The sequence below is a fragment of the Kribbella sp. DT2 genome (genome assembly GCF_049844575.1).
Lineage (GTDB): Bacteria > Actinomycetota > Actinomycetes > Propionibacteriales > Kribbellaceae > Kribbella.
Window position 1 is genome coordinate 234,699 of record NZ_JBNCLH010000003.1, and the last position, 12,739, is coordinate 247,437.

The following is a 12,739-nucleotide window of genomic DNA, read 5'->3' on the forward strand; positions in this document are numbered from 1 at the left end:
ATCACCCCCCCCCCTGCCTGGCCCCCCCCCCCCCCCCCCCCCCCCGCCGGGGGGGGGGGGGGGCCCCCCCCCCCCCCCCCCCCCCCCGCCGGTGAGACCGACGTACCGGAATGCGGACTTCCGGCCGGTGGGTTGGACCGGTGCGGGAACATGGAGGAGGGAAGGACGGTTGAACCCGGAATCCCCCCGACATTCCCGCTGACGAGGAGCGCCCCGTGTCACTGCCACCGCTGGTCGAACCGGCCGACGAGCTGACCATCGACGAGGTCCGCCGGTACTCGCGGCACCTGATCATCCCCGAGGTCGGGATGGCCGGTCAGAAGCGGCTGAAGAACTCCAAGGTGCTGGTGATCGGCGCCGGCGGCCTCGGCAGCCCCGCGCTGCTGTACCTGGCCGCGGCCGGCGTCGGCACGCTCGGCATCGTCGAGTTCGACACCGTCGACGAGTCCAACCTGCAGCGCCAGATCATCCACGGCCAGTCCGATGTCGGCAAGTCCAAGGCCCAGTCGGCCAAGGAGTCGATCCTCGAGACCAACCCGTACACGAACGTCGTCCTGCACGAGACCCGGCTGGACAACGACAACGTGTTCGAGATCTTCGAGCAGTACGACCTGATCGTCGACGGCACCGACAACTTCGCCACCCGGTACCTGGTCAACGACGCCGCGGTGCTGCTCGGCAAGCCGTACGTGTGGGGCTCGATCTACCGCTTCGACGGCCAGGTCAGCGTGTTCTGGGCCGAGAACGGTCCCTGCTACCGCTGCCTCTACCCCGAGCCGCCGCCGCCGGGCATGGTCCCGTCCTGCGCCGAGGGTGGTGTGCTGGGCGTGCTGTGCGCGTCGGTCGGTGCCGCGCAGGTGACCGAGGCGATCAAGCTGCTCACCGGTATCGGCGACCCGTCGCTGGGCCGGCTGAACATCTACGAGGCGCTCGACCTGAACTGGCGCGCCCTGAAGGTCCGTAAGGACCCGAACTGCGCGATCTGCGGCGAGAACCCGACCGTCACCGGCCTGATCGACTACGAGAACTTCTGCGGTGCGATCACCGAGGAGGCGGCCGACGCCGCCGCCGGCGCGACCATCTCGGTCAAGCAGCTCAGCGAGTGGATCAAGCTCAAGGACAACGGCGAGAAGGACTTCGTGCTGGTCGACGTCCGCGAGCCGAACGAGTACGAGATCAACAAGATCCCCGGCTCGGTGCTGATCCCGAAGGACCAGTTCCTGACGGGTGTCGCGCTGGAGAAGCTCCCGCAGGACAAGCAGCTGGTCTTCCACTGCAAGTCCGGCGTGCGCTCGGCCGAGGTCCTGGCGATCGCCAAGGGCGCCGGCTTCTCCGACGCCGTGCACGTCGGCGGCGGCGTGGTCGCCTGGGTCGACCAGATCGACCCGTCCCAGCCGTCGTACTGAGTCAGTGATCCCCGCCGTACTCCGGTACGGCGGGGCCGCGGTCAGGTGGTCGGCGGTACGGGTGAGGTACGGGCAGCGGAGTGCCGACGGCGGTTCCTGGATTCCGTGCTGTGAACACAACGACCGCAGACACTGAAGGCACGCCACAGCGAGCGACGACCCGACGCGGGCAGGGACTTCGGAGGGCGATCGTCGCCGCTGCTCTGACCGTGGCAACGGTCGGAGTGACCGTCATCGGGGCCGGTCCGGCCGCCGCGGACGGCTCCTACTCCGGCCGGGGGACCTTCTGGGGCTCTGGAGCAATCGGCGACGACTGGGACGACGAAGGTGTCGTCAACGTCAGCACCCACCGCAGCTCGAACGTCACCTGCCTGTGGCAGCAGATCCTGTCGGCCGACGGTTACCTGAAACTGAGCGACGTCGACGGGGTCTTCGGCGATCAGACTCATGCCGCCACGGTTCGCTGGCAGCGGGACCGTGGCCTGACCGCGGACGGTTCGGTCGGGCGGCTCAGCTGGGCGAAGGCCGGTGACCGTCTGCACGCCACCGACCTCGACGCGTCCGGGTACCGCACCGGCTACTACGACGGCTCGAGCTCCAGTAAGCCACTGCGGCGCAGCCCTGCGGGTATCTACCAGTACTGGGACCCCAAGAGCGGCATGTACCGCACGGTGTCGTACAATTCGCGCACGTGCCGCGCCTGATTCAGGAGGTGGACGGCCCCGGCGGGCAGGAGAGGGGCCGGTGCCAGACGTCGACCAGCTCGACCGGGCGCATGCCGACCGACTCGTACAGGCCGAGGGCCGGGGTCGGGTTGTTCGTGTCGACGAACAGGATCGTGCCGGTCCGGCCGGCCTCGACGTCGAGGGCGAACGCGGAGCGCAGCAGGCGCTTGGCCAGGCCCCGGCCGCGGAACTCGGGCAGGACGCCGAGCCGCGGGACGAAGCCGCAGTTGTCGGTCTCCACGAACCTGTCGTCCGTGTCGCAGACCGCGGCCACCCGACCGTCCAGCTCGACGATCAGCAGCTGCGGCCAGTCGAACACGCGTGACCGCTCGTGGGACTCGACCCATTCGTCGTACGGTCGCATCGCGCTGCCTTGCTGATCCGCGAACGCCCGCACCATCACCTCGTACGCCGCCCGCCGGTCGGCCTCGTCGACCGGTCCGCGCCGCAGACCCGGCTCGACCGACCCGGGCTCGCCGGTGTGGTCGACCCGCATCCGGTAGTACGTCGTGTACACCTCGTACCCGTTGTCCCCGAGCAGCGTGCGGAAGGCCTGGTCCTCGCGGTTCGCGACGCTCTCGAGCGTCACCTCGGCCAGACCCTGCTCGGCCCCGATCCGCCGAGCCCGCTCCACCGCGGTCCGGAACAGCCAGGCGGACGCCGCGGTGTCCGGCACGTAGACGCTGAGCCCGACGACGCCGCTCCCGGTGCGGTGCAGCACGCGACCGTAGTTGACCGGTCGGCCGTCGGCGTCCAGGACCAGCCAGCCGTCCGACTCCGGACGGAACGCCAGGTCCGTCAGCCCTTGGGTGATGATGTCGACCGTGGTGTTCGGCGAGCCGACGACCTTGGTGTTGTGCGCCGCGATCAGGCGGTAGATCGCCGGCGCGTCGGCAACGGTCGGCGGGCGGACGGTGTATCCGTCGGGCAAGGTCACCACGCCATCCTCGCTCCCAGGTGGCTCACCCGACGACGAGGCTCCAGTCGTCGGAGATGCGGGTGGCCCGCAGCACGACGGAGTCTCATCGGCTCAGTGTTGTGCGAGGCGGGTCAGTGTCCGCGGGGGCGCCGGACGATGGTGGGGTCCTTGCGGCCGCGGCCGGTCATCGCGATGGGCTCCAGGCGCAGGTTCATCTTGACCGCGCGGGCGCCGGCGATGTCCCAGAAGCCGAACGTGAACGGCTTGTCGGGGTCGTAGGTCTCCCAGAACGGCAGCTGCAGGTCCTTCGTGTGGTGCCTGTCGGGCTCGTCGCCGGCCGCGATCCGTGCAGCGTCCTGCGCGCAGGCGGCGACCTTGCGCGTGCCGCCGTTCCGCGGGGTCCAGACCACGTCGGTGGTCGACGGGCCGTGCTGGGCGTTGAAGTAGCAGGGGCCCGGCGCTCGGGGACCGGGCGACCGGTGACCCGCGCCTGGACGCAAGCGACGGCGTACCGCCCAGCCGCCAGCGCGCCCGTGACCGCCTCGACGTCCTCCAGCCGGGGCACCGCACGCTTCGCCTGCTCGTACAGGTCGAGCGAGGTCTGGTAGTCCGCACGCGTCGCCGCGTCCAGCTCGCGCCCGGCGAGCGCCTCGCCCAGCCGGCTCAGCTGCTCGCCGTACTGGGTGATGTCCTCGTCAGCACGTCGCCGTACGTCGGCCAGCTCGGCGGCCCGACGGCGCTTGGCTGCCCGCCAGGCCCAGACGCACCGTCCGGCCGCGGCGACCCCGCCGCCGCCCAGGACGAACAGCACCAGCTCCATCACAAAACTCTCACCGCGGGACCTCCGGTTGTCCCCGGCTCCGCGTACCGTCGGAGCATGTGCCGAAACATCACTGTCCTGAGAGGACTGGAGCCGTCCGCGACCTCCGAGGAGATCTACGCGGCCGCACTCCAGTACGTCCGTAAGGTGACCGGTGTCGGTTCGCTCAGCGCGACCACCCGGGAACCCATCGAGCGCGCCGCCGCCGAGGTCGCCCGCATCACCGAGGCCCTGCTCGAGGAGATGCCGGCCCGCCGCGTGCCGCCCCAGACCGTCCCACCCTTGCGCCGCCCGGAGGTCCGGGCCCGCCTCGGGCTGGACTGACCGGCTCACCCCGTAAGGGATTCGTCAGCTGGGTGGATCTGGGGTTCGGCGGGCGGTCGGCGCAGCATGGGAAGGAGATCCCTTCCAGCAGAAAGAAGCCGTCGTGACCGCATCGTTGAAGGACAGGTCCGTGCTCGTGGTCGGACGGGGTGGCGGTATCGCGCGGGCCGTGGTGGAGGCCGCGCGGGACGCCGGTGCGCGGGTCGTCGCGGCCGGGCGTGACCAGGAGGCGCTGACCGCGGCGTACGACGGTGAGCCGGGGATCAGCACCGAGCAGGTCGACCTGACCGACGAGGCGTCGATCGCCGCGCTCGGCGAGCGGCTCGGGACGGTCGACCACGTGGTCTCGACAGCCTCGGCCCGGGCCCGCGGGAAGCTCACGGACCTCGACCGGGACGCGCTCCGGCTGTCGTTCGACACCAAGGTGATCGGCCCGCTGATGCTCGCCAAGCACCTCGCGCCGCGGATGACCGCGGGCGGGTCGATCACGCTGTTCTCCGGGGTCGCCGCGGCCAAGATCGCCGTCGGGACGCTCGGTGTCGCGATCACCAACGGGTCGGTGGAGGTGCTGGCGCGTTCGCTCGCGCTGGAGCTCGGCCCGATCCGCGTCAACGCCGTCTCCCCGGGCGTGATCGACACCGGTGCGTGGGACGCGTTCGGCGAGCAGGGCAAGGCGGACTACTTCGCCGACCTCACCAGCCGCAACCCGGTCCAGCGGATCGGCACGACCGACGACATCTCCGCCGCGGTCCTGTTCGCGATGACGAGCACGTTCCTGACCGGGACCACGCTGCACGTCGACGGCGGCGAACCGCTGATCTGAGACCGGCGGGCCCGCCGGACTGCCGGATGGGCCTGCGCCGCCGGATGGGCCTGCGCGCCGTCCGACGCCGCCGAGCCGCCCTGCGCGCCGGGCTCCCGCCGTACCGGCTTCGGTACGGCGGGACCCCGGGTGTTGCCCTAGCGAGTGCGGTACGCGCGGATGATCGTCTGCTCGACCTTGTTGCCGGCCTGGTCGGTCGACGAGCTGCGGAACGACACCGAGCCGTTGGCCGGCGGGGTGACCTGTACGAGCCACTTGCCGGCTCCGGCCGGCTTCAGCGGCGCGGGCTTCCAGGTCGAGCCCTCGTCGTACGACACGTCCACCGTCAAGCCGGCGGCCGGTTTCGCGGCCGAGCCGGGCTGGCGCTCGACCGTGACCGGCACCCAGGCGGGAACCGCCGCGGCCCGGTTGTCCAGGTCGAGGACCGGCGTGAAGCGGATCGCCGACAACGGCAGCGCGACCTGGCGGCCGGTGTGGCCGGACCGGAAGGTCCAGGCCGCGGTGACCTTGCTGGAGACCGCGTTGAGCGACTCACGGTTCGCCGTCGCCTCCAGCCGGTACGACGCGTCGCCGGCGGGCAGGCTCGCCTCGAGAGCACCCGCGGTGTCCGCCTCGGCGACCAGCTGACCGTTCCGCGTCAGCGTCGTCCGGGCGCTGTCGGTCCTCGAGAAGCCCGGGTGACCCGCCTGGTCGGTGAACAGCGGCAGACCGACGCTCAACTGCGCGCCGGTACGGCTCGCCCACGGCCTGGCCACCGGGTCGAACGGCCGGCGATCGGTGGCCGGGAGCCCCGGTCCGAGGACGCCGAGCCCCCACGACTCGTCGGTCGTCGTACCGGCCTGGAACACGCGGGGCGACGTGCCCAACTCGATCCTGGTGACCATCTCCTGGGGCTCCTGGTCGTAGTCGCGGAACTGGCGCAACCAGCGGATCCCGTCGGGCTGGAAGTACTCGGTGACCTTGGACGGCAGCGTCGGCCAGCCGCCGAGGTTGCCGTTGTCCGCCGGAATGTCGTCGACGGGCAGCGCCGCGTAGGAAATCTCTCCGCTGGCCTGTCCGGCGAACCGGGTGTTCAGCGTGGCCAGGTCCTGCTTGCGGACCGCCTTGTCGAAGCCGGTGAACAGCCGGCCCTTCACGTACCAGCGCAGGTAGTACATGTACGGCGAGTCCGCGGCGCACCCGGGACCGTCGGCCCGGCACCACTGGGTGGTCAGCGAGCTGGCGAACTTCCGGCCGGCGACCGCGGGACCGACCTGCGCCGTCGAGAGTCCTTCGAAACTGCCGCCGCCGTAGTAGCCCGACGAGAGATTGTCCCGGTACTCGTAGTTGACCGTGATCATGGCCGGGGTCGCGCCCGGCTCGGGAACGGTGACCTTGATCGGCTCGGCCTTCGCCATCTCGAAGCTGACGGTCGTCGCCTTGTCGACCAGCAGTTCGGGCATCGCCAGGAGGACCTTGTCCTCGTCGCCCTGCGCATCAGCCCCACGGAGGAAGCTGGACAACGTGTAGCGGCCCTTCGGCAGACGCAGTACCTCGGTCGGCTGGCCGGTAACGAATTGCGCGGGCACCTCGCCGACCGAACTGACCACGGTCCTCATCGGTGCGATCGGGTGGCCCTGACGGTCCAGGTGCTTGATCGTCACGTCGTAGCTCTCGGCCTCCTTCTCGACCGCGAGCGCGGTGGTCAGCTGGACACCTGTTCCGGTGGCGGTGAGACGCCCGGTGTGGAAGCCGTCCGGGCCTTCCTGCGCCGTGTTCGAGGTGACCGTCACCTGGGCGGTCCGACCGGCCGGTACGTTCACCGACGACGGGCTCACGGTGAACGTGCCCGACGGCTTGCCGTCCGGACCGGTGCCGGTGACGGACAGCGCGAGCTGGACGTCCGCCGTACCGGAGTTCTGGTACGTCACGGTCCGGGTGACCGGGGCGTCGTCGGAGTGCGGCCAGACCTGGACCGGGAAGGACAGGCTCTGCTGCGGGGTCACGACGGTCTGCCGTACGGCGGCCGCGACGTCCACCCGGCCGGCGCCCTGCTGGAAGACGGTCAGCGCCGGGTTCGGCTTCGACGCGGCCATCAGGGTCGACTTGAGCTGCTCCGACGTCCACTCCGGGTGCTGCTGGGCGAGGATCGCGGCCGAGCCGGCCACGTGCGGCGTCGCCATCGAGGTCCCGTTCAGCCGGGTGTAGTTCTCGTCGACGGGGGTGCCGGCGGTGGTTCCGGCGGCCCGGGCGGCGACGATGTCGACACCCGGTGCGGTGATGTCCGGCTTGATCGCGTGATCACCGGTCCGGGGGCCGGTGCAGGAGAAGCCCGCCAGCTGGTCGGACTTGTCCACCGCGCCGACGGCCAGCGCCGCGTCGGCGGTGGCGGGAGAGTTGACGCCGAAGTTCGGCGTACAGGTCGGGTGGTTGCCGGCAGCAACGACGAACAGGGCGCCGGTCTCGGCGCTGAGCCGGTTGATCCCCGCTTCCACCAGATCGATCTCGGGGGTGTCGTCGCCGCCGAGGCTGAGGTTGACGACGTCGGCCCCCTGCTCGACCGCGGCCCACTCCATCCCGGCCAGGATCGCCGAGTCGCTGCAGCCGTACGCCGCGCAGACCTTGCCGTCCAGAAGCTTCGCGTCCGGTGCCACGCCCTTGTACTTGCCGCCGGAGGCGCTGCCCGTGCCGGCGATGGTGGAGGCCACGTGCGTACCGTGGCCGATCTGGTCGGTGGCGTCCTCGTCGGTGAAGTTCCTGGCCGCGGCGACCTGGCCGGCCAGGTCCTGGTGCGTCGCGTCGACCCCGCTGTCCAGGACCGCGACCTTGGTGCCCTGGCCGGTGAAGCCCGCCTGCCAGGCCTGTGGCGCACCGATCTGCGCGACCGACTGGTCGAGCGAGAGCTTGCGTTCGCCGTCCAGCCAGACCTTCTCGACGCCGCCGGTGAGTTGCCGATCGGCTGTGGCGATGCCTGCCCAGAAGGTGCCGGCCTCGTCCTTGGCGACCGCGACCGGAGCCGCGTTGAGCGACCGCAGCGGCCGTGCCTGTCGCGAGGTCGCGTCGTACTGGACGATCAGTTCGACCGACTTGCCCCGCGCGTCGGCGAGCAGTTCGTTCACGTCGAAGAGGCGGCGGTCGAGCTTGCCCTGGCGGAGCAGTTCGTCAGCGTCCGACGGTACGACGTACAGGTGGTCGTCGAGCCGCTCCGTGGTGAAGGAGATGCCCTGGCGACCAGGGCCTGGGCGCGGGGTGAGCTGCTTGTCCTTGCCGACCTCCACGGTGTCGCCGGTGAGCAGCGTGACGGTCCGGCCGGGATCGGTCGCGGGCGGTGCGATGGGCTTGCCGAAAGCGGGTGGGATCGAACCGACCAGGGACAGGACCACCGCACCGGCGAGCAGTGCGGTGGTCCTGCGATGGTTCCTGCGCATGGGTGGGGCCTCCGTCGATGGGGAGTGGTCTCCCCTACATGTCCGGAACCCGCGCAGCCGTCTCACCCCGGGCCAACGGGTAAGTTGCTGGGCAGGTAGACCCTGACCCCAGCGGAGGCGTGCGATGCGGTTTGCGATCAAGACCCGGCCCGAACACACCACCTGGCAGCAGATGCGGGACGTGTGGGTGGCCGCGGACCAGTTCGAGATCTTCGAGTCGGCCTGGCACTGGGACCACTTCTACCCGCTGACCGGGGACATGGCCGGGCCGAACCTCGAGGGCTGGACGACGCTCGCCGCGCTGGCCCAGGCGACCAGCAGGATCCGCGTCGGCTGCCAGGTCACCGGCATGATCTACCGGCACCCCGCCGTCCTGGCGAACATGGCCGCGACCACCGACATCATCTCCGGCGGCCGCCTCGAGCTCGGCGTCGGCGCGGGCTGGAACGAGATGGAGACCGCGGCGTACGGGATCGACCTGCCGCCGCTGAAGGAGCGCTTCGACCGGTTCGACGAGGGTGTCGAGGCGATGGTCGCGCTGCTCACCGAGAAGGTCGCCAACTACGACGGGCAGTACGTCAAGCTCACCGACGCGTACTGCGAGCCGAAGGCCGTCCAGACCCCGCACCCGCCGATCACCATCGGCGGCAAGGGCCCGAAGCGGACGCTGCGCGCGGTCGCCCGCTGGGCCCAGCAGTGGAACGTGATCGTGGCGAGCCCGGACGAGTGGACGCCGCTCAAGCAGGTCCTGGTCGACCACTGCGACAAGCTCGGCCGCGACGTCGGCGAGATCACCTGCTCGGTCAACGTCCGGATCGACCCGGACAAGCCGCTCGACGACGCCGTCGCCACCGCCGCGGCGTACGGCGAGGCCGGCGTCGACCTGGTCGTGATGAACCTGCCGGTCGACGCCCCGCCGTCGGTCCTCGAACCGCTCGCGAAGGCGCTCGCGCCGCTGGCCTGAACCTGTCGGTCCCGGGCGATAACGTGTCGCCCGTGGATCGGGAGGAGTACGTCGAGGCGGTGCTGCAGGCGGTCGAGTCGATCCCGCCGGGGAGCGTGGCGACGTACGGCGACATCGCTTCGTACGTCGGGCAGGGCGGCCCGCGGCAGGTCGGCGCGATCATGCGTGAGTACGGCGGGGGCGTGCCGTGGTGGCGCGTCATCCGGGCCAGCGGGGTGCCGGCCGACGAGGTCGTCGAGAACCAGATCGAGCTGCTGCGGGGCGACGGTGTGCGGGTCACCAACGGCAAGGTCGACCTGCGGCGGGTGCGCTGGGACCCGGAGGACTAGGCCACGGCTTTTGCGCGCCTTAAACTTGGCGCGCGCCAAGTTGAGCAGGTACAGCAGCTCGGCGGGACCCGGCCGAGCTGCTCGTCCTGGAGCGCGGCTGGTCCTTCGACCGCTACACGACCTGGCTCACCGATGCCCTGGTGTCAGCCCTGTGCGGGCGTCGCTAGGGTCGGGGCGTCGAGAGGGGAACGGGTGCTGGAGATCCGGCTGCTGGGGCCGTTCGAGGTTCTGCGGGACGGCGTGCCGGTGGTGCTGCCCGGACGGCAGTTGATCGCGCTGACCAGCCTGCTCGCGTTGTCGGCCAACAGGCCCGTGTCGTTCGACGTACTCGCTGATCGGCTGTGGGACGAGCGGCTGCCGCAATCGGTCAAGGCGACCCTGCACACCTACGCGACCCGCCTGCGCAAGCACCTGGGCGACGGCGCGCTCGAGACCCACCCGGCCGGCTACCTGCTCCGCGTCGAGCCGGACCGGGTCGACGCGCTCCGCCTGGCCGACGTACTGCGAGAGGCGGGGCAGCAGGCCGAGCCGAGCCGCAAGCGGGAACTGCTGACCACTGCGATCGAGCTGTGGCGGGACAGGCCGTTCGTCGGGTCACCGTCCGACTGGCTGGCGACGGGGGAGACCGCGCGGCTCACGGAGTTCTACCTGTCTGCCGTCGAGCAGCGGGTCGACCTCGACCTCACCAACGGCCGGTACGACGGCCTGGCGCCGCTCCTGAAGGAGCTGACCGCGCAGCACCCGCTCCGGGAGTCGCTCTGGCACCGGCGGATCCGCGTGCTCCGCCTCACTGACCGGACCGCCGAGGCGTTGGAGTCCTACGAGCTGATCCGGACAGCTGTCGCGGACGAGCTGGGTGTGGATCCTTCGCCCGCGCTGCAGCAGGAGTACGCGCGGTTGCTGGACGCGGACCTGTCCAGCTTCGAGGAGACCGTGACGCTGGGAGTGCCGCGGCAGTTGCCGTCCGGCGTCCAGCACTTCACCGGCCGGGCGGAGGAGCAGGAGCAGCTCGGCAAGCTGCTCGACAACGCGCCCGGTGACCAGCCGACGATCATCACGCTCACCGGCCCGGGCGGCGCCGGCAAGACGAGCCTGGCCGTCCACTGGGCCCACCAGGTCCGCGAGCGCTACCCCGACGGCCAGCTCCACATCAACCTCCGGGGCTTCGCAGCTGACGCGCCTGTGCTCCCGGCGGTCGCGCTGCACGGCTTCCTCCAGGCACTCGGCGTACCGGCGAACAGCATCCCCACCGACCGCGCTGAACGAGCTGCACTGTTCCGTACGGCGACAGCCGGCAAGCGGCTGCTCCTGCTGATCGACAACGCCCGCAACGCCGAGCAGGTCCGCGACCTGATCCCTGCCTCCGGCTGCCTCGTCCTGATCACCAGCCGCAACCAACTCCGGTCCCTGGCGGCTCAGCTCGGTGCATCCCGCCTCACGCTCAAGCCGCTGCCAGCTGCCGACGCCATCCGGCTGCTGGCCGCCTCCGTCGGTGCCGACCGGGTAGCGGCCGAGCCGGCCGCTGTGGAGGAGCTGGCTGGTATCTGCGCCGGCCTGCCGCTCGCACTGGCCGTCGCAGCCGAGTCGGCTCGCCGGTTCAGCGGTAGTCCGTTCGCCGAGCTGGTCAGTGCGTTGCAGGACATGCGGCACGCGTTCGACGTACTGGCTGATCCGGACGACGAGCACTCGGACCTCCGCCGTGTTCTGTCATGGTCCTACCAAGCGCTGGAGCCTGAGGCCGCCCGGGTCTTCCGCCTCCTCGGCCTGCATCCGGCCACGCTCATCCGGGCCCAGGTGGCAGCCGCGCTGGCAGACCTCGACCTGCGAACCACCGAGCGTCACCTGGACAGGCTGGTGGCAGCCAACCTGGTGAGCACTGCTCAGCGCGGCGTCTACCAGCTGCACGACCTGCTGCGGGTCTACGCGGCCGAGCTGACCGTCCAGCTGGACGAGGACTCGGAGCGGCGGGCCGCTCTGGAGCGGGCGCTGGACTGGTTCCTCCACACCGCGCAGAACGCGCAGCGAGGCGCGGTACCCGACGCCAGCGAAGCGTTCCTCGCCCGTTCGCCTCATCAGCCGCTGACCTTCGCGGACACCGCCGCGGCGATGCGGTGGCTGCAGGACGAGCAGACCGTGCTGGTGCCGTGGGTCAGGACAGCGGTCGCCGGGGGCTTCGACCACCACGTCTGGCGGCTGGCCTGGCGGTTGCGGGCGTTTCTGGACATGGGCTTCTTCGTCGACGACGCGCTGGAGACCGCCCGGCTGGGGGTGGAGGCCGCGGAGCGCCTCGGCGAGCCCAGGCCGCGGTACCTCGCCTGGAACGTGCTCGGCAGCGCGGAGTACCGGGCCGGCCGCGCGGCCGCGGCCGAGGAGTGCGTACGCCGGGCGATCGACATCGCCGCGAGCTGCGGCGACATCGCGGCCGAGGCGATCTTCCGGACGAACCTGGCCGTGGCCCGGTGGGAAGGCGGTGATCTGCCCAGCGCGCTCGCGGAGGTGACGGTGGCCGCCACGATCGCGGATCGGTACAGCGAACCGTCGACCGAACCGATGATGTTCCAGCGCGGGCACCTGGAGATGACCGCCGGTGCGATCAACTTCCTGCTCGGCCACGTGGAGACAGCTCAGGTGTACACCGAGGCAGCGATCCGGCTGACCCGGGCTTCCGGTGACTGGCTGCTCGAAGCACAGGCGCTGTCGAACCTCGCCGAGCTGTTCGAGCTCGAGGACGACGACGCCACCGCGGACTTCTACGCCGCCGAGTCGCTCGACCGGCTCCGCGGCTACAGCGTTCCGACCGCGACGCTCGAGCCGCTCCTCGTCCGGGCCCGGATCGCCGTCCGTGCCGGTCGATCCGCTGACGCGAGGGCGTTCGGCGAGCAGGCGCTCGCGTTGTTCCCGGCCGGCGACCGCAGGACCGCCGAGGTCCGGGAGCTGCTCGACCGGGTCTGAGCTCGTGTCTCCTCGTCCGCAATGCGGCCTGAGTCGGCATCCGGTGGGGTGGGTCGCGATCTTTGTCGGT

General features: G+C 71.0%; 10 protein-coding genes. 7 read left to right on the forward strand and 3 right to left on the reverse strand.

Annotated elements, in window-relative coordinates; all coding sequences use genetic code 11:
* Positions 1–215 precede the first annotated feature (215 nt).
* Positions 216–1,406, forward strand: a complete 1,191-nt coding sequence (moeZ, locus tag ACLQ2O_RS14565) for an adenylyltransferase/sulfurtransferase MoeZ (protein WP_425831377.1) — start codon at positions 216–218, stop codon at positions 1,404–1,406.
* Positions 1,407–1,615: 209 nt separating this feature from the next.
* Positions 1,616–2,110, forward strand: a complete 495-nt coding sequence (locus tag ACLQ2O_RS14570; protein ID WP_425831379.1) for a peptidoglycan-binding domain-containing protein — start codon at positions 1,616–1,618, stop codon at positions 2,108–2,110.
* A gap of 1 nt (position 2,111) precedes the next feature.
* Here ACLQ2O_RS14570 and ACLQ2O_RS14575 read toward each other — a convergent pair whose 3' ends face one another.
* Together ACLQ2O_RS14575 and ACLQ2O_RS14580 are read right to left on the reverse strand one after the other, a co-directional pair.
* Positions 2,112–3,068: a GNAT family N-acetyltransferase gene (locus ACLQ2O_RS14575; RefSeq protein WP_425831380.1), complete on the reverse strand. Its 957-nt coding sequence runs from the start codon at positions 3,066–3,068 to the stop codon at positions 2,112–2,114.
* Positions 3,069–3,181: 113 nt separating this feature from the next.
* Positions 3,182–3,460, reverse strand: coding sequence for a hypothetical protein (locus ACLQ2O_RS14580; protein WP_425831381.1), 279 nt, complete (start codon positions 3,458–3,460; stop codon positions 3,182–3,184).
* A 467-nt stretch (positions 3,461–3,927) separates the two neighbouring features.
* On the opposite strand from ACLQ2O_RS14580, the gene ACLQ2O_RS14585 reads away from it, so the two are divergent.
* Both ACLQ2O_RS14585 and ACLQ2O_RS14590 read left to right on the forward strand, forming a co-directional pair.
* Entirely contained in the window at positions 3,928–4,194 is a 267-nt protein-coding gene (locus tag ACLQ2O_RS14585) for a DUF2277 domain-containing protein (RefSeq protein WP_184797091.1), read from the forward strand.
* 103 nt (positions 4,195–4,297) lie between these two features.
* On the forward strand, positions 4,298–5,017 hold the full coding sequence (locus tag ACLQ2O_RS14590; RefSeq protein WP_425831384.1) for an SDR family oxidoreductase: 720 nt from the start codon (positions 4,298–4,300) through the stop codon (positions 5,015–5,017).
* Between the two features lie 137 nt (positions 5,018–5,154).
* Here ACLQ2O_RS14590 and ACLQ2O_RS14595 read toward each other — a convergent pair whose 3' ends face one another.
* On the reverse strand, positions 5,155–8,424 hold the full coding sequence (locus tag ACLQ2O_RS14595) for a S8 family serine peptidase (protein ID WP_425831386.1): 3,270 nt from the start codon (positions 8,422–8,424) through the stop codon (positions 5,155–5,157).
* Between the two features lie 124 nt (positions 8,425–8,548).
* Between ACLQ2O_RS14595 and ACLQ2O_RS14600 the strand changes: the two genes are divergently transcribed.
* The 3 genes from ACLQ2O_RS14600 to ACLQ2O_RS14610 all read left to right on the forward strand — a co-directional run bounded on the left by ACLQ2O_RS14600 (position 8,549) and on the right by ACLQ2O_RS14610 (position 12,669).
* Positions 8,549–9,388, forward strand: a complete 840-nt coding sequence (locus tag ACLQ2O_RS14600; RefSeq protein WP_425831388.1) for a TIGR03560 family F420-dependent LLM class oxidoreductase — start codon at positions 8,549–8,551, stop codon at positions 9,386–9,388.
* A 32-nt stretch (positions 9,389–9,420) separates the two neighbouring features.
* Positions 9,421–9,717, forward strand: coding sequence for an MGMT family protein (locus tag ACLQ2O_RS14605; protein WP_425831390.1), 297 nt, complete (start codon positions 9,421–9,423; stop codon positions 9,715–9,717).
* 192 nt (positions 9,718–9,909) lie between these two features.
* Positions 9,910–12,669, forward strand: a complete 2,760-nt coding sequence (locus tag ACLQ2O_RS14610; RefSeq protein ID WP_425831392.1) for a BTAD domain-containing putative transcriptional regulator — start codon at positions 9,910–9,912, stop codon at positions 12,667–12,669.
* Positions 12,670–12,739 lie beyond the last annotated feature (70 nt).